The sequence below is a fragment of the Nonomuraea sp. NPDC049400 genome, from assembly GCF_044466425.1.
In the GTDB taxonomy this organism is placed as follows: domain Bacteria; phylum Actinomycetota; class Actinomycetes; order Streptosporangiales; family Streptosporangiaceae; genus Nonomuraea.
Map to the genome: position 1 here is coordinate 1 of NZ_JBITMP010000098.1, position 15825 is coordinate 15825.

Annotated in this window: 17 protein-coding genes and 1 pseudogene; 6 read left to right on the top strand and 12 right to left on the bottom strand. The window is 67.4% G+C overall.

Annotated elements, in window-relative coordinates; translation table 11 throughout:
• Nucleotides 1–98 precede the first annotated feature (98 nt).
• Nucleotides 99–191, bottom strand: a pseudogene (locus ACIBVN_RS58570) (IS5/IS1182 family transposase); the annotation flags it as partial.
• Between the two features lie 151 nt (nt 192–342).
• Here ACIBVN_RS58570 and ACIBVN_RS58575 point away from each other — a divergent pair.
• Both ACIBVN_RS58575 and ACIBVN_RS58580 read left to right on the top strand, forming a co-directional pair.
• Nucleotides 343–819, top strand: a complete 477-nt coding sequence (locus tag ACIBVN_RS58575) for a single-stranded DNA-binding protein (protein WP_397151241.1) — start codon at nt 343–345, stop codon at nt 817–819.
• Between the two features lie 2 nt (nt 820–821).
• On the top strand, nt 822–1187 hold the full coding sequence (locus tag ACIBVN_RS58580; protein ID WP_397151243.1) for a hypothetical protein: 366 nt from the start codon (nt 822–824) through the stop codon (nt 1185–1187).
• Between the two features lie 30 nt (nt 1188–1217).
• On the opposite strand, the gene ACIBVN_RS58585 is transcribed toward ACIBVN_RS58580, so the two are convergent.
• From ACIBVN_RS58585 to ACIBVN_RS58635, 11 genes are all read right to left on the bottom strand, one after another.
• Entirely contained in the window at nt 1218–1640 is a 423-nt protein-coding gene (locus ACIBVN_RS58585) for a hypothetical protein (protein WP_397151245.1), read from the bottom strand.
• Between the two features lie 266 nt (nt 1641–1906).
• Nucleotides 1907–2173, bottom strand: coding sequence for a hypothetical protein (locus ACIBVN_RS58590; protein ID WP_397151247.1), 267 nt, complete (start codon nt 2171–2173; stop codon nt 1907–1909).
• Nucleotides 2170–2535: a hypothetical protein gene (locus ACIBVN_RS58595; protein ID WP_397151249.1), complete on the bottom strand. Its 366-nt coding sequence runs from the start codon at nt 2533–2535 to the stop codon at nt 2170–2172. Before ACIBVN_RS58595 ends, ACIBVN_RS58590 begins: the two co-directional genes overlap by 4 nt.
• A 681-nt stretch (nt 2536–3216) precedes the next feature.
• Nucleotides 3217–4452, bottom strand: coding sequence for an iron-containing alcohol dehydrogenase (locus ACIBVN_RS58600; RefSeq protein ID WP_397151251.1), 1236 nt, complete (start codon nt 4450–4452; stop codon nt 3217–3219).
• Between the two features lies 1 nt (nt 4453).
• Nucleotides 4454–4942 carry an Ldh family oxidoreductase gene (locus tag ACIBVN_RS58605; RefSeq protein WP_397151253.1) on the bottom strand — a complete coding sequence of 163 codons (489 nt, stop codon included), beginning with the start codon at nt 4940–4942 and terminating at the stop codon, nt 4454–4456.
• Nucleotides 4939–6399, bottom strand: coding sequence for an NAD-dependent succinate-semialdehyde dehydrogenase (locus tag ACIBVN_RS58610; protein ID WP_397151255.1), 1461 nt, complete (start codon nt 6397–6399; stop codon nt 4939–4941). Before ACIBVN_RS58610 ends, ACIBVN_RS58605 begins: the two co-directional genes overlap by 4 nt.
• A gap of 251 nt (nt 6400–6650) precedes the next feature.
• On the bottom strand, nt 6651–7727 hold the full coding sequence (locus tag ACIBVN_RS58615; protein WP_397151257.1) for an ABC transporter ATP-binding protein: 1077 nt from the start codon (nt 7725–7727) through the stop codon (nt 6651–6653).
• Complete coding sequence (locus tag ACIBVN_RS58620; RefSeq protein ID WP_357617409.1) at nt 7727–8794, bottom strand: ATP-binding cassette domain-containing protein; 1068 nt, start codon at nt 8792–8794, stop codon at nt 7727–7729. The genes ACIBVN_RS58615 and ACIBVN_RS58620 overlap by 1 nt, the downstream gene beginning before the upstream one ends.
• Nucleotides 8794–9705: a carbohydrate ABC transporter permease gene (locus tag ACIBVN_RS58625; protein ID WP_349453490.1), complete on the bottom strand. Its 912-nt coding sequence runs from the start codon at nt 9703–9705 to the stop codon at nt 8794–8796. The genes ACIBVN_RS58620 and ACIBVN_RS58625 overlap by 1 nt, the downstream gene beginning before the upstream one ends.
• Complete coding sequence (locus ACIBVN_RS58630) at nt 9705–10571, bottom strand: carbohydrate ABC transporter permease (protein ID WP_397151260.1); 867 nt, start codon at nt 10569–10571, stop codon at nt 9705–9707. Before ACIBVN_RS58630 ends, ACIBVN_RS58625 begins: the two co-directional genes overlap by 1 nt.
• An 80-nt stretch (nt 10572–10651) precedes the next feature.
• Nucleotides 10652–12022 (bottom strand): extracellular solute-binding protein, encoded by a 1371-nt coding sequence (locus tag ACIBVN_RS58635; protein ID WP_349453488.1) that lies wholly within the window; start codon nt 12020–12022, stop codon nt 10652–10654.
• A 439-nt stretch (nt 12023–12461) separates the two neighbouring features.
• Between ACIBVN_RS58635 and ACIBVN_RS58640 the strand changes: the two genes are divergently transcribed.
• The 4 genes from ACIBVN_RS58640 to ACIBVN_RS58655 all read left to right on the top strand — a co-directional run.
• The gene (locus ACIBVN_RS58640) at nt 12462–13205 is read left to right on the top strand and encodes a GntR family transcriptional regulator (RefSeq protein WP_397151262.1); all 744 of its coding nucleotides are present in this window, start codon (nt 12462–12464) and stop codon (nt 13203–13205) included.
• Nucleotides 13206–13292: 87 nt separating this feature from the next.
• Nucleotides 13293–13862 (top strand): DJ-1/PfpI family protein, encoded by a 570-nt coding sequence (locus tag ACIBVN_RS58645; RefSeq protein ID WP_138666282.1) that lies wholly within the window; start codon nt 13293–13295, stop codon nt 13860–13862.
• Between the two features lie 22 nt (nt 13863–13884).
• A complete protein-coding gene (locus tag ACIBVN_RS58650) occupies nt 13885–14703 on the top strand; it encodes an alpha/beta hydrolase (RefSeq protein ID WP_349453553.1) in 819 nt (272 codons plus the stop codon).
• Between the two features lie 219 nt (nt 14704–14922).
• A partial coding sequence (locus tag ACIBVN_RS58655; protein ID WP_397151264.1) for a helix-turn-helix domain-containing protein occupies nt 14923–15825 on the top strand: 903 nt, incomplete at its 3' end.

The following is a 15825-nucleotide window of genomic DNA, read 5'->3' on the forward strand; positions in this document are numbered from 1 at the left end:
CTCGATCTCTCCCCACGCCCGGTGACCTACATCGATCACCTTGGCACACGAGGAGAGACCGACACGAGATAGATCAAAAAACACCAGCTACCTAGCACGCCCAGGCCGGAGCCGTGCTCGGTGCCCTGGCGGGCGATGACCGGTTTGAGCCCGGTGGCCCAGACCATCCGCCGGTACTTGTCGTGGTCGTATCACCGGTCGGAGCCCGCGTCCGGTTGAACCGGCGGGTGTATGCCCTGGTCGAGCCTATCCATTTCCTCGGGTTCCGGAACTCAAGGGTCGTCGCTTCGATGGCTCGCTGTGAGTGCCGGTAGCCCTTCTCAACCCCGAAGGAGTTCTGTCATGTCTACCGGAGACACCACGATCACACTGGTGGGCAATCTCACCGACGATCCCTCGCTGAACTTCTCGCAGCAGGGTGTGGCGGTGGCGTCGTTCACCATCGCGTCGTCGCGGCGAGTTCGGGACCAGGCCACCGGCGAGTGGAGCGATGGCGACACGTTGTTCCTGCGCTGCTCGGCGTTCCGGAAGCTTGCCGAGAACTGCGCAGAGTCGCTGACCAGGGGCTGCCGGGCCGTGGTCACGGGGCGGCTGAAGCAGCGCAACTATGAAGATCGCGAGGGCCTCAAGCGGACGGTGTTCGAGGTCGAGGTCGAAGACGTCGGCCCGTCGCTGAAGTGGGCGTCCGCCAAGGTCGTCAAGACGCAGCGTGACCAGGAACCCAGCGCGAGAGCGACCTCCCCGTTGGATGGTCCTTGGGCGGTCAGCTCTGCTCCCACGGGCGCGGGCCCCGGCGCCTCAGCGACGCCTCCGTTCTGAACGTGTCCACCCCGGCGGGCGGCGAGCGGGTCGACGCCGTGGTGTCCTGCGCGCTTCAGCACGGGCTCCACCTGGTTGCCGCGCTCGACAACGCCCTCGACAGCGCGGCGGGCTGGCGGGTGGAGCTGCCCGGCGGGAGCGCGCTGCGGGTCGACGGCCCGGGCGGCACGTTGTTCGACGGCACGGTGAGGCTCGCCCCCGAGTGGAGGCGTGCCGTCACCGAGCGGGGCGCGTGCGGGGGTGCTGCTCGGCGTGGCCTGCGCCTGGGTGAGGCGCCGCAGGGCTGGGCCGACGCTCTCGACCGCATCGCCGCCGTGGGGCGGGCGGGTCGGCTCGCCGGCGGTATGGTGGCCGTCGAGCTGTCCTGACCAAGCCCCGACCCCCCGGTCTTTAACGAGTCAGTAGACCCACGCGAGCTCGCGGCCCTCGCACAGCTGCGCGCCGATCTTGGCTATGCACACCTTGTACCTCACGCCGTCCTTCGCCTCCAACGCCGTGGTGTAGCTGGTGCCGCTGATGTTCTTGTGAAGATACGTGCCCTGGGCGGCGACTGTGATTTCATACTTGTCGTTGGCCAACTTCGTCGGCTTCTCGATACGGGCCCAGATCCACGTCTTGTTCTTGTACTTGCCATAGCGCATCTGCAGCGTGCCCAGACCGCTCCTATAGCTGTACGCCTTGGTCGTGACGTTGCTGGCGTTAGTCGGCGCAGCCGAGGAGGTAGCCAGCGCTGCGGCTGCGGCTGCGGCCGGGGCCGCCCCGGTGGAGGCGACGATCGCCGCGGTGGCAACGATCCCGGCCAAGGTCCAGATCTTGCGCATTTCAGGTCCCCTCTATAGGTGTTGGACGGGGAGCAACGCTACGAGAACCCGGTATATCGGTGGTATGCCCCCCGTATGTGGGCCAGCGGGACAGTCGGCGCGTAGTGCGATCTCGAAGGGTGAGCGGGGCGGAAGACTCCGCGTCCTGACGCCCTCGCTCCGGCCGGAGCTCTCCAAGATCGGCCAACTCAGCCAGGCAGTGAGGAATTCGGTCGGTCGGCCCGGAATGACTTGCCATGCACGGGCTGACCGGGGACGACACCGGCTCAGGCCGGGGCGGGCAGCTGGATCGAGGCGAGTTTGGCCGGGTCGACCACGATGTGGATGCCAGTGATCCGGCCTTCGGCGATGGTGGAAGTGATGACCGACAGCGGCGTTCCGTCCGAGCGCCAGGACATGTGCCCCGGGATGCCGTTGACCAGCACGGGTCGTTGGCGGGCGACCTTACCGGAGAACATGCGGGCACCGGCGGCGACCTCGGTGGCGCCGAGGGTGACGACCATGCCGTCGGGGGTGTCAACGGTCAGCTTCACGTTCGGGTCGAGAACCCGCAGGAGCGCTTCGAAGTCGCCACGGCGGCAGCACGGAATGCCTGGACGACCTGCTGGTGCTCGCGGCCGGGGCCCGGCGGCCGGTCCGTGGCTTGGACCTTGCGGCTGGCGCGGCTGGCGATCATCTTGGTTGCATCGGCGGATTTGCCCAGGATGTGGCCGATCTCCTGGAACGGGGCCGCGAACATGTCGTGCAGGACGAACGCCAGCGCATGCGCACCTGCGAAACCAGCGACGGCGACAAGCGCACCGTCACCGAGATGACCGTAGACGAGATCGGCCCCAGCCTGCGCTTCGCCACCGCCAAACCCCAAAAGGCCACCCGCACCGGCGGAAACGGCCACAGCAGCGGCGCACCCGCCGACGACCCAGCACGGTCACTCGCGCTGCCGCGCCCGCCCCGCCCCCAGCCTTGAAGGACACCGGATAGGCCGCGACCCCGCGCGCGGCGGCTTCCCCTGCTCAAGACAAGCACCCTCACCCGCGAACCGACCCTTGTCGAGAAAATTCGACCGGAAAATGATCAGACCAAATCACCTCGTGGATTCAGGCTCAGTGCTGACATGCTGTTCCTCGCGCCATATTGCTGATCTTCGTGCTGGAGTGCTGGGCGGTGATGTCATAGCCGAGGAACCGCGCCCGCGGGCTGCGGGCGTGCGTGATGAGGGTCTGGTCCTGGTTGAGTTAAGTCCGAGGGTCTCCCGGAGGAACCGCGCCAGCTTCGCCTTGATCTCCTCGGCTACGCCGAGGTGTCGATGCTGAAGACGCTGGCCCTCAAGCACCCAGTCCACCATCTCCAAAATGGCCACCCGCCATAAGGCGAAGGTCGCCACCGGCGACGGCCCCAGGACCTCGCGAACCCGGTCGCGCACGCGGCATAAATCGCTGGAAAGCGGCCGTGGCCGGCCTGGTGGGCGCGCAGCTGTGCGCCAGGCCTGGGAATGGGCGGCTCCATTAAGGCGTAGCCGACAATTCCGATACCCAGGGTGGGGCAGGGAACTCGTCGTCAGGTGAAAGGCCCGTCACTATCTCTGCTCCGGAGTCAGGACGTGTCGGGTCCGGTCCCCGATCCAGGCCGCTTCGAGGATCGCGGTCAGGCTGGCGGTGTCGGTCGGGCCTGGATGGTTCTGGATCAAGCGGGTGACGCCACTGCCCATCTCCGCGAAGCGCGGGAGGTCGGCGCGTGCCACGCCGATGTCCGCCAAGGTGGCAGGGATGCCGATGTCGGCAAGGAGCCCGTCGAGCCATGTGAGGAACGCATCTGCGGCCTCGGCATCCGAGGCGTCGGTCACGTCGAGCCCGCACACCCCGGCGAGGATGGCCAACCGGTCGCCGATGGCATCCCTGGCCGCGTCCAGCGCGTAGGGCAGCAGCAGCCCGACGCCCAGGCCGTGCGGCGTGTGGGTGGCTGCGCCGATGGGGTACTGGAGGGCGTGCGGAGCCGCGTTGCCTGCGTGGGAAAATGCGAGCCCGGCCAGCATGGACCCATAGGACATGTCCGCGCGCGCGTCCTTGTCGCCTCCGTCCCTGACGACTTGTGGCAAGCTGCGGGCAATCCGCTCCGCGGCCAGGAGCGCGTAGTGATCGGTGATGGGGTTGCGGCCAAGGAAGACCTGCTTCACCAGGTCGCGCGGTCCGTGGGCCCGGGGTCGCGCGGTGTAGCTCTCCACCGCGTGACAAAACGCGTCGATGCCGGAGTGGGCAGTGACGGTCGCAGGGCAGGTGTAGGTGAGCTCGGGGTCGACGATGGCGAAGTCGGGCACGATGTGGACGCTGGAGACCCCCACCTTCAGCTCGCGGTCCGGGTCGGTCAACACCGAGACGGGCGTGAGCTCGGAGCCGGTGCCTGACGTCGTCGGGACGGCGACGAGAGGAATCGTCGGCCCCGGCACCTTCGACTCGCCGTAGAAGTCGCGCGGCGTCCCACCGTGGCGCCGGATGACGCCGACGATTTTGGCGAGGTCGATCACCGTGCCACCCCCGATGGCGAGGATCACGTCGGCGTCCACCTCTGCGGCGGCCGAGACGGCCAGGGCGACATCGTCGAGTGGCACGTCCGGAGTCGCGTCGGCAAACACCCCGACGACTTCGACCTTCTCCCGCACGGCGGCCACGATCTCAGCCACGCCCGGCTGCCCCAGAAGAACCCGGTCGGTCACGATGAGGACTCGCGAGCCACACTCGGCCACCACCCGTGGGATGTTCTGCGCGACCCCTTCGCCCACTATCAGCTGGCGTGGTCCGCGGACGGTCTCAAGCATGTCAGTGCCTCTCTGGAACGTCGGCGGTGATTTGCTGGGCGGACGTCCAGGTCACCTGCGAGACCGGGACGGCGTCGGCAAGGTTGGCTGCCGGGTGGCGCAGGCGCGCGCCGGGCTCCCAGACTCGGTCGTGCCCGGGCGCCCTCGGGTCCATCGCGATGAAGACGTCGCCCTTGGTGGGCGGGTCAGTCGGGTCGAGGGTCCGGCGGACGTCGTCGCCAAGGGCCGTACGAGTCAAGGTCGCGACCAGCACCTCGGTCATGAGCCCGAGGGCGTAGCCTTTGGGACCGTCGAAAGGGCTGATCGCGCCAGCCACCGACGCGGCCGCGTCTGTGGCGCGCACACCGGCGGAGTCGACGGCGTCCCCGGGTGCCGGCGGATTCGCGCCGACCATGGCCCGGGTCCCGCCCCACGGGTGGAGGCCGGTCAGGTCATGTGTGCGCAGGGCGCGGCGATCCCCGGCGGGCACCCGCAGCAGCAGGCCGGTCACGGTAGGTCGATCGCCGCGTAGGTGACGTCGAGGTACTCAAGGATGCCCTCGTGCGACCCCTCCTTGCCGATCCCGGACTGCTTCACGCCTCCGAATGGAGCTGACGGGTCCGAGATCAGACCACGGTTGATGCCGACCATCCCCGTCTCCAGCCCCTCGGTGAACCGGAGCGCCCGCTGGAGGTCACGGGTGAAGACGTATCCGACCAGGCCGTGCTCGGTGTCGTTGGCCTTCGCCATCACCTCGTCGTCGGACGTGAACGAGATGATCGGCGCCACCGGGCCGAAGATTTCCGCCTCCAGCATCCGCGCGTCCTCGGGCACGTCGACGAGGACCGTAGGCGGGTAGAAGTAACCCGGCCCATCCGGACGCTCGCCGCCCACCAGGACACGGGCGCCGCGATTGACCGCGTCGGCGACGAGCTCGCCGATCTTGGTGACCGAGGCCTCGTCGATCAACGCCCCGACGTCCACGCCGTCGTCGAGACCATGGCCCACCGAGAGCGCGCCCATCCGCTCGGCGAAGCGCGCCGTGAACTCCTCGCGCACCGGCTCCTCGACGTAGATTCGGTTGGCCGCGATGCAGGACTCCCCGATGTTGCGCATCTTGGCCACCATGGCACCGTCGAGCGCGACGTCCAGGTCCGCGTCGGCACACACGATCAAGGCCGCGTTGCCGCCCAGTTCCATGGAGGTGCGCAGCACGTTGTCCGCCGCCTGTCGTAGCAGCACGCGCCCGACCTCGGTCGACCCGGTGAACGAAAGCTTGCGGGTCCGACGGTCGGCCAGCAGTGCTGAGACCACCTCGCCGGCGCGCTTGGTTGTCACGACGTTGACGACGCCCGGGGGAACGCCGACCTCCTCCATGATGCGGGCCAGCAACAGCATGGTGAGTGGCGTCTGGGCCGCCGGCTTGGTGATCGTCGTGCAGCCCGCCGCCAGCGCAGGAGCGATCTTGCGGGCACCCATGGCCAACGGAAAGTTCCAGGGCGTCACGAAGACGCACGGTCCGACCGGCTTCGGCACGGTGAGGATGCGATAGCCACCAGCGGGAGCGGTGTTGTAGCGCCCCTCGACGCGCACCGCCTCCTCGGCGAACCAACGGAAGAACTCGGCGCCGTAGGCCACCTCTCCCCGAGCCTCGGCGAGCGGCTTGCCCATCTCGAGCGTTATCAGCCGGGCGACCTCCTCGGATCGCTCGGTCAGCGCCCGGTACGTCGCGGTCAACAACTCTGACCGTTTTCGCGGCGGGGTCGCCGCCCACTCCGCCATTGCCTTGCTCGCCACGTCCAGAGCGGCGAGCCCGTCAACGACGTCGGCGTCCGCCACCTCGGCGATGGTCTTGCCGGTGGCCGGGTCCTCGACGGCAAAGGTGGCTCCGCTGGCGGCGTCGCGCCAGGCGTCGCCAATCCGGAGCCGCCGGTGCTCGGGGGCCAGGACGTTCATCGGGTCACTCATTGCGTCGCCTCCTGTGATGTTCTTGGTGATGTCCAGCGTGACCTCAGCGATCGCGCCACGCGCGTTGACGAACGGGCCACACGACCTCGTCGGGGTCGAGGTTGCCGAGCGGGTCGAACGTGGCCTTGGCCCTGGCTGCGGGGCGACGCCCTCGCGCCACCGATCGCCTTCTCGAGCCATGGCTGCTTCAGCGTCGCGCCGAGGCTCGATTGCCACCTGTGGGCGCATGTTGACGTCGCCGCCCTGCGCGGTTACCTACCGGCCTCGGACAGCGCCAGCCCGGTGCCCGCATCGAACAGGTGCGCACGGTCCAGGTCGACCGTGACAAGCAGCCGCTCGCCCGGCGTGCCGGTGACGGTGGGTCGTGCCTTGACCTTGAGGATCTCCGTCCCCACTCGGACGTCGACCACCGTTCGGTCACCGAGCGGCTCAAGGCCGTAGAGCTCACCCGACAACGACGCGTCCCCACGCTGCTCGACGGACAGGTCCTCTGCGCGCAGGCCCAGCAGCAGCGGACGACCGTCCTCAGCCGTGGTCCAGCGGGGCCGCGGCAGCGTCCAGCCTTCCGCCCCGACCAGACGATCTCCCTCGGCGTGGCAGGCGAGCAGGCTGATCGGCGGGCTCCCGACGAAGCCTGCGACCCACTGGTTGGCTGGACGCTCGTACACCTCGGTCGGCGTTCCGACCTGTTGCACCTTCCCCTCCTTGAGGACCGCGACCTGGTCGGCCATGGACAGGGCCTCGACCTGGTCGTTGGTCACGTAGATGAAGGTTGCTCCGAGGCTCCGGTGGATGCGGGTGAGCTCGGTGCGCATCTCGACGCGGAGCTTGAGGTCGAGGTTCGTCAGCGGCTCGTCCATGAGAAACGCGCGCGGACGACGGACCAGCGCCCGGGCCAGGGCGACACGCTGCATCTCACCGCCCGACAACTGCGCGGGACGACGCTGCAGCAGACGTTCGATGTGCAGCAGGCTCGACATCTGCTCGACGGCGGCAGCGATCTCGCTCGAAGAACAGCGGCGTGCCCGCAGCGGCGAAGCGATGTTCTCGTACGCCGTGTGTCGCGGGTAGAGGGCGTAGTTCTGGAAGACCATGGCCAGGTCGCGTGCGGCCGGGGCGTCACCGGTCGCGTCCCTCCCGTCCAGATGCACCGACCCGGCGTCAAGCTTCTCAAGGCCGGCGATCGCTCGCAGGGTCGTCGTCTTGCCTGCCCCGGAGGGCCCGAGCACGACGAAGAACGAGCCGTCCGGCACGTCCAGCGTCACCCCGTCCAGGGCCTGGACTTTACCGAAGGACTTGCACAGCCCGTGCACTGCCACGGTTCCCATCAGGCCACCAGCTCTTCCGTGCTCACGTCGTAGACCGGCGGGGGGCCGCCGGTGTGCCGCAGCCCGACCGGTGCGTCAGCAGCGAAACGGACAGTCGGTGGCATCCGAACCCGTACGTCGCGCTGGCCGCCGTGGTCAACCACGTAGATGATTTCGTCGCCCAGCCACTCCGCCGAGACCACGCGGGCCGGGACCGAACGTTCCGCCCCTGGTTCTGTGACTTCCAGCGCCTCCGGCCGCACGCCTGCGACCAGGCGACGGTCGCGCGGCAGGTTTGGCGGTGGCGTGAGGACCAGTCCGCCCTGACTGCGCAGCTTCCCGTCGGCCACCTCCGCCTCAATCAGGTTCATCGGCGGGGAGCCGATGAATGCGGCGCAGAAAAGACTCGCCGGACGGTCGTAGACTTCCAGCGGCGTGCCGATCTGCTCGACGCGGCCCTTGTTGAGGATGGCGATTCTGTGACCGAGCGACATCGCCTCGACTTGGTCGTGGGTGACGTAGACCATCGTCGTCCCAAGCTCCCCCTGCAGGTGCTTGATCTCCGTGCGCATGTCCGCCCTCAGCTCCGCGTCCAGATTGGTGAGAGGTTCGTCCATGAGGAATGCGCGCGGCCGTCGCACCAGGGCGCGAGCAAGCGCGACGCGCTGCTGCTCCCCGCCGGACAGCCGGTGCGGTCGCCGGTCCAGGAGCGGACCGAGCCGCATCAGCCGGGCGGCCTCGTCGACCCGCTCGCGCACCTCCTGCTTGGGCAGTCCCTCGGCCCGCAGGGGGAACGCCAGGTTGTCGCGGGTTCTCAGATGCGGGTAGAGAGCGTAGAACTGGAACACCATGGCGATGTCGCGCTCGGCGGGCGGCAGGTCGTTGACCAGCGTGTCGCCGATGCGGATGTCGCCCGTCGTCTGTCTCTCCAGGCCGGCTATGGCCCGCAGCGTGGTCGTCTTGCCGCAACCCGAAGGGCCGAGCATCACGAACAGCTCGCCGTCGCCGATGGACAGGTCCACGTGATCAACTGCGACCGTCCCGTCCGGGTAGCGCTTGTGCAGGGCGGTCACCTCGATGCCCGCCATCAGCGTCGCACCGCCCCGAGCGTCACACCGGCGACGAGGTGCTTGCGCACCAGGTAGGCGAAGACGAGCACCGGTAGGGCGAACACCACGGAGGCGGCGGCCACGAGACCCCAGTCCACAGTGGTTCCACCGATGAGGCCGGCGATGGCGGGTGGGGCCGTCCGCACGGCGTCGCTGGAGGTAAGGAAGATGGCGAACACGAACTCGTTCCACGAGAAGATGAGTGCGAAGACCGCCGTCGCGGCGATGCCGGGCAGGAGCAGGGGAAGGGTAAATCGCCAGAACGCCTGCAAGCGGGTGTAGCCGTCGAGCATGGCGGCATCCTCGTACTCTGCGGGCACCTCGTCGACGAACCCCTTCATCATCCAGATCGTGAACGGGACGTTGAATGCGGCGTAGATGAGGATCAGGCCGAGCTTGGTGTCGATGAGTCCGACTTGGCGGTACATGAGGAAGATCGGGATCACGACCACCACGGGCGGCATGAAGCGGGTGGACAGGATGAAGAACAGTTGGTCCTTCTTGGCCTTCACAGCGAAGCGTGAGTAGGCCCAGGCCGCCGGGACCCCCAGCACGGTGGCCAGCGCCGTGGAGACCCCGGCGACCACGACGGAGTTGAGGAACGAGACGGACAAGGCCGAGCGACCGCCGCCGGAGGCGACGAACACGTCCTTGAAATGGTCCATAGTGACCTTGAAGTCGAAGAACTTGGCCGGGATGGCGTAGACGTCCCGGTTCTCCTTTATGGACGTCTCGATCATCCACAGCGCCGGAAAGAGCATCACGACGGCCAGCACGGTCAGCAGCGCGACCTCCAGCACGGAGCGGCCCCGGCCGCCGAAGCGACGCGCGGGGGGCGTGTGATCCCGGGCAGGACCTGTGGACACGGCCTCGTCGACGGAGACGGCCATCAGTCCTCCTTGAGCTTGTTCAAGTAGCGCAGGTAGAGCTGCGTGAGGACCATGACGACGAGGACCATGAGGATCCCGTACGCCGAGGCGGTTCCGGTGTTGAAGCCCAGGAACGCGACCTTGTAGACGTGGAACGACAACGTCTCGGTGGAGACCCCCGGACCTCCGCTAGTGAGGATGTAGACGAGGTCGAACAGTCGGAAGGCCTCGATGGCCCTGAACAACACGGCAATGAGGAGCAGCGGCCACACCAGCGGAAGAGTGATGGTGCGGAACCGGAACCACTCGGACGCCCGGTCGATCGAGGCGGCCTCGTACAAGTACTTGGGGACCGCGGTAAGGCCCGCAAGTGCGATGAGCATGATGAACGGCGTCCATTGCCAGGTGTCGACCACGATCAGGGAAATCAATGCCGTTCGCTGCCGGGTGAGCCACTCCACCTGCCCCAGGCCGAGCGAGCCGAGCATGCTGTTGATCACGCCGAATTGCGCGTCGAGCATGAATCGCCAGAACAGCCCGACCACGACGGGCGACAGCATCATCGGAACCAGGAACAGAGTGGTCAGCAGTCCTCGCCCGTGCGTACGCCGTGAGATCAGGTAGGCGATGGCGAAACCGAGCACGGTCTGCAGGGTGACCGCGCCGATCACGTAGATCAACGTCGTCCAGGCCCTCAGGTGGACCTGCGCCGAAGTCAGGATGGCGGTGAAGTTCTCGAACCAGATGAAATGGGCGGGCCCCCCGCGGGTGGCCGAGTAGTCGGTGAAAGACAGGTACAACGCCCACAGCAACGGGAACACCGACATTGCGAGCAACAGCAGCAATGCGGGGGAGATGAAGGCCACGGCGAGCCAGCGGTCGCTCAAGCGGCGGGACCGACCCGGTGCAGGCGGCGTCGCGGACGCCACCTGCCCGGGGTGGTCGGTCGTCAGAGGGACGGGGTCACTCACAGTCCGCCGCCGCCCTTGCGGCTGCTGGAGTCGAGCACGCCCTGCTGCTCCTTGGCGATGTCGTCGAGCGCATCCTTCGGCTTCTTCGCGCCGTTGAGAGCCGCGTTCACGTTGGTGTTCTCAATGTCGACGAGGCGCGCGTACTCGGGCACGTTCCACATGTCCCGCATCCGCGGAACCGAGTCGGTGTACACCTGGTTGAACGGCTGGGCATTGAGGAACTCGGGCGACTCCAGGGCGTCCGTACGCGATGGCACGCCACCAGCGGCGGCCCACTTCTTCTGGATATCAGCCCGCTCGAACCACTTCATGAAGTTCAGGGCCTCCGCCTGGTTCGTCTTGGAGGAGTAGGCCGACACGTGCATCCCCATGCCGCCGAGAGGCACCAGGTTCGTCTTCTGGCTCGGCAGAGGGGCGAAACCCAGCTTGTCGAGAATCTGCTCCCGCGTGGTGCCGAGCGTCGACTGCTTCGGGTCAAGCAGGCCGCCGCTCGCGGCGATCCAGTTGAACGCGATGCATGCCTTGCCCTGGGCGACCGCCGCGTTCACCTCGTCGATGAACCAGTTGCCGGAGCCCTTGGCGGTCAGCGGCTTCATCTTGTTGACCAGGACGTCCATCGCCTCCTGGCCTGCAGTGTCGTTGAGGACGCCCTGGATCTTGCGCTTCTTGGAGTCCCAGAGGTTGCCGCCGTAGACGCCGTTGACCGTGTTGTAGGTTACGGCCGCGGCGTCGGAGCCGTTGGCCTGGTGGAAAGCCAGCCCGCTGACGCCAGGGTGGTCCGCCTGGCACTTCTCGGCGACTGAGATCATCTCGTCCCAGGTCTGCGGTGGCTTGTCGCCGATCAGGTCCTTGCGGTAGATCATCGTCCAGGTGTCGCCGAGCAGCGGTAGTCCGTACAGGGGGGCGTTTTCGTCGCGCTTCCCGGTCTCCGCCTGGGGGAACTGGCCGTAGGCCGCCAGGAGGTACGGGTTGTAGGCCTTGACGTCGATGTTCTTCTTGACGAAGTCGGTGATGTCGAGGATGTTGCCGTTCGTCACGGCCTCGCCGATGTGTTGCGAGTCCAGGATCGGGATGTCGAAGTCGGTCTTGTGCGCTGCGAACTGGGTGAACATCGCGTCGTGCCAGTTCGCGTTCGGCACGGTGTTGACCTTGATGGTCACGTTCGACCGCTCCTTGGTGTACTCCGCGTTCGCGAAGTCTTCCAGCGCGTGGGCGGGGGGCCAGTCGAACCAGATGAAGCTGAGGGTCAGCGGGTCCTTGGTGAGCTCCGGGATGGTCGCCGGTGCCTTGGGGGCGCTCGCCTGCGTGTCGCCGCCGCAAGCCGCCACGGTCGTGGCCGCTAACATGGCCGCCGTCGCCAGCTGCACCTTTCGACCGGGAACGGACAGTCGTCCTATTCGCTTTGGATACCGCATCTTCTTGCCTGCTTTCTGGGTGGGGACTTCTGGAGCCCTGCTGCGTGCTTCGCCGAGCAGTTGCTGGGGTGTTCAGGCGTGTTGCCGGCTGTCGCAGGGGCTGACCCGCAGACCGGCGTCACGAGTACGCCACGACGTCATGGGGCTTCAGGCAGTCGAGCAGTCCTTCGGCCCTGTGCGGCCCGGTGGCGAACCGAGAAGGACGTCGAGCATGCTCATGGGAGCTCCAACTGATCGAAGCGGAGCGATGGCGGGCGGTTCCCCGATGGGTGAAGGATGGCTGGCATCCGTCACCTTTCCTATACGATCCGAGTGGGGGCGTCAACATCCCGCAGCGTTGCGACCGATGTCAACAGGTTCCCGAAAACGCAAGAAAGGACCTCATGTCACGATGGACGACGAGGCGATGATCGCGCGGCGCCGTGGGGCCATGGCGGCCGGAATGCCACCGGGAAGATCTCGCGGCCGGCTTGCCGACGAGGTGTACGACACGCTGCTCGGACAGCTGATGTCGCTACGGATCGAGCCTGGCTCCCGCGTCACGATCGACGCCCTGGCGCGAGAGCTGGGGGTCTCGCAGACGCCGATCCGAGACGCTCTGAACCGCATGGAGGCCGAGGGCCTGGTCGTGCGTGTGCCCCATGCCGGCTATCGCATTCCCCCCCAAATCACCCGTCACCGATTCGAGGACATGCTTGAGGTCCGCCTGCTCCTCGAGCCGGCAGTGGCGCGCAGATCCGCCGAACGCGCATCCCCGAAGCAGGTGGCCGGTCTGCGACGACTGCTGGAGGAGATGGCGGAGCTGGAGGGGGGCGACGGGCTCATGGCCTATGGCGCCTTCGGGCTACGCGACGCCGCTTTTCACGATCTCGTCGCCCTGAGCGCGGAGAACGAGGTCATCCGGGAAGCGCTCGCTCGCCTGCACACGCACGTGCACCTGTTCCGGCTTCTCCACGACACCCAGGTCACTCACTTGGCCATGGCCGAGCACGAAGAAGTTCTGGCCGCGATCGCCGCGCGTGACCCCGACGCCGCCGCCTACGCCATGCGTCGGCACATTCTGCTGTCCGGCGAGCGGTTCCGACGATTGTTCGATGACGTCAAGGATGCGGACGGAATGGCGGTAGAGGCTTGACGGGCGGGCTGGGCCGAGGAATGCTGACGCAATCGGATCGGATCGGATCGGATCCACCTCACCCGCCTCAGATGCGAGGAGAAGCAGGTGCCCAGAGCGCTGCTCCTGACCGGCGACGCCGCCGAGGAGCTCGACACCATGTATCCCTACTATCGCGTGCAGGAGGGCGGCTGGGACGTTGACGTCTCGTCACGGACGATGCGTGACGTTCAGCTGGTCATCCACGAGTTCGACCCCAACTCCGACGCCTACGTGGAGAAGAACGGCCGAAAGTTGCCGGTCGACGTGCCCTGGGCCGAGGTCGACGTCGAGCGCTATGACGCCCTCATCATCCCTGGGGGACGCGCCCCCGAGTGGATCCGGGTCGACGCCGACGTCAGGCGCATCACCGAGCACTTCTTCGCGCGCAACCTCCCGATCGCGCTGGTGTGCCACGGCGCGCAGGTGCCAGCTGTGTACGGGCTGCTGAAGGGTCGAAAGACGGCGTGCTTCCCCCCCATCACCGGTGACATGGAGAACGCGGGCGCGACGGTCATCGACGCTCCCGACGTCGTGGACGGCAACCTCGTCTCCTGCCGGGGGTGGCCCGACATGCCGCAATTCGGCAGGGCGATGATGGAGGTCTTTTCGAAGTCCATCAACTCCGCATCGGCATGAGCACACCTGACCTGTCCCGGTGATGGCACTTCGGACCGTCATAGTCGACGGCTCTCCCGTCCACGTCCTGGAGAGCGGCACTGGGCCCGCGGTGCTGATGCTGCACGGCTCCGGACCCGGTACGACCGGATCCGGCGCCTGGGCGACGACGGCCCAGGCGCTGGGCACGTCCTGGCACCTGGTGGCTCCTGACCAGGCGGGGTTCGGCCGTACACCAATCCCGGCGGGCTCCAGGGGTGGGCTCCGGCTGTGGACGGAGCAGGCCGCGGGCCTGATGGATGCTCTCGGTGTCGAGCACTACGCCGTGGTGGGCCACTCCATGGGCGGTGCCGTGGCCCTGGCGTTGGCGGCCGCGCGTCCCCAGCAGGTCACCCGTGTCGTGGCGGTCTCGACGATGGGCGCCCCCGGGGCGCCGCTGTCCGCCGAGCTCGACGCGATCTGGGCCGCCCCCGCCGGCCCGCTCGGGGCACGAGACATGTTGAGTCGCCTCGTCCTCGACCAAGCGCTCGTGACCGAGTCGGCCGTCGCTGCCCGTGCAGCTGCGATGCGAGCGGGGGCGGCCGCATTCGCGTCGTTGTTCCCTCCACCCAGGGCACGTTGGGCCGACGAGCTCACCCTCTCGGCGCAAACGCTGGCAGGGGTCCGCGCGCCCGTGCTGCTCGTCCACGGCGCCGAGGACCGAGTCACCCCGCTCGGGACGGCAGCCCTGCCGCTGCTCGAACACCTGGCCGATGTCCGTCTGCACGTGCTCGGCCGATGCGGGCACGTGCCGGCGCTCGAGCACCCGCACGACTTCAGGCGACTCCTGTCGTGCTTCCTCGGCCGGGAACGAGGTCACTGATTGCTGCGGCAGGTCCGCAGCCCGTGCTCAAGCAGATCAGCATGAAGCAGGCGTGCTCCGCGCAGAAGCCAGCGCCCTCCCCGAGACCCGAGCCATGACGAGGCAGTGGCCGAGGTCATCGCTCGACATGGTCGCATCGTGTACCGCTTCATAACTCATCGCGTGGTGCTTGATCTGGGGCTTTGACCCCCAGACGCCTCGCGGGCAAGATCGCGGTCTGTGTCGGTTCGTCTGCTGTATCTGACTCTGATTCGGGTGTTCGGCTGGCTGGTGTTGCTGGGACGTGGCCAGGCATCCAAGGATGTCGAGATCATGGTGCTCCGCCATGAGGTGGCGGTGTTGCAGCGTCAGGTCGTCCGGCCGAAGCCGGACTGGGCCGATCGGGCGCTCCTGGCGGCCTTGGCCCGCTTCCTGCCGACGGTGTTGCGGGCGCATCGGCTGGTCACCCCGGGCACCTTGTTGGCATGGCATCGCCGGCTGATCAAACGCTCCTGGACTTTCCCCCACCGCCCTGGCCGTCCCGGAACAACCAAGGAGGTCCAGGAACTGGTCCTCCGGCTGGCACGGGAGAACCCGGGGTGGGGGTATCGGCGGGTACACGGCGAGCTGGTCGGCCTCGGCTTGCAGGTCAGTGAGGCGACCGTGCGACGGATCCTGCGTTCGCGCCGACACGGTCCGGCTCCTCGCAGCTTCGACACCTCTTGGCGGACGTTTCTACGGCTGCAAGCGAAGGGGCTGCTGGCCTGCGATTTCTTCCACGTCGACACGGTCTTCTTGAAACGCCTGTACGTGTTGTTCGTGTTGGAGGTGGAAACACGCCGCGTGCACGTCCTGGGTGTGACCGCCCATCCCACCGGCGCCTGGACCGCCCAGCAGGCCCGTAACCTGCTCATGGACCTCGGGCACAGGGCCGCCTCGTTCCGGTTCCTTATCCGTGATCGGGATACCAAGTTCACCGCCGCCTTCGACGAGGTCTTCACCAGCCTGGGCGTCACGGTGATGAAGACGCCGCCGCGGACACCTCGAGCCAAAACGTTGGCTTCACACTGCACCCCTTCGGTTCGATTCGCTTGTTCCTGGTGTTTGTGCAGGTCGCCGGTCGGCGAGCTTGGGGAGTCCGTG

Bases quoted from the DNA above. Each gene is read 5' to 3' on its own strand.
- ACIBVN_RS58575 (WP_397151241.1), top strand. From the start codon at position 343: ATGTCTACCGGAGACACCACGATCACACTGGTGGGCAATCTCACCGAC.
- ACIBVN_RS58585 (WP_397151245.1), bottom strand. From the start codon at position 1,640: ATGCGCAAGATCTGGACCTTGGCCGGGATCGTTGCCACCGCGGCGATC.
- ACIBVN_RS58600 (WP_397151251.1), bottom strand. From the start codon at position 4,452: ATGCTTGAGACCGTCCGCGGACCACGCCAGCTGATAGTGGGCGAAGGG.
- ACIBVN_RS58610 (WP_397151255.1), bottom strand. From the start codon at position 6,399: ATGAGTGACCCGATGAACGTCCTGGCCCCCGAGCACCGGCGGCTCCGG.
- ACIBVN_RS58615 (WP_397151257.1), bottom strand. From the start codon at position 7,727: ATGGGAACCGTGGCAGTGCACGGGCTGTGCAAGTCCTTCGGTAAAGTC.
- ACIBVN_RS58620 (WP_357617409.1), bottom strand. From the start codon at position 8,794: ATGGCGGGCATCGAGGTGACCGCCCTGCACAAGCGCTACCCGGACGGG.
- ACIBVN_RS58625 (WP_349453490.1), bottom strand. From the start codon at position 9,705: ATGGCCGTCTCCGTCGACGAGGCCGTGTCCACAGGTCCTGCCCGGGAT.
- ACIBVN_RS58640 (WP_397151262.1), top strand. From the start codon at position 12,462: ATGGACGACGAGGCGATGATCGCGCGGCGCCGTGGGGCCATGGCGGCC.
- ACIBVN_RS58650 (WP_349453553.1), top strand. From the start codon at position 13,885: ATGGCACTTCGGACCGTCATAGTCGACGGCTCTCCCGTCCACGTCCTG.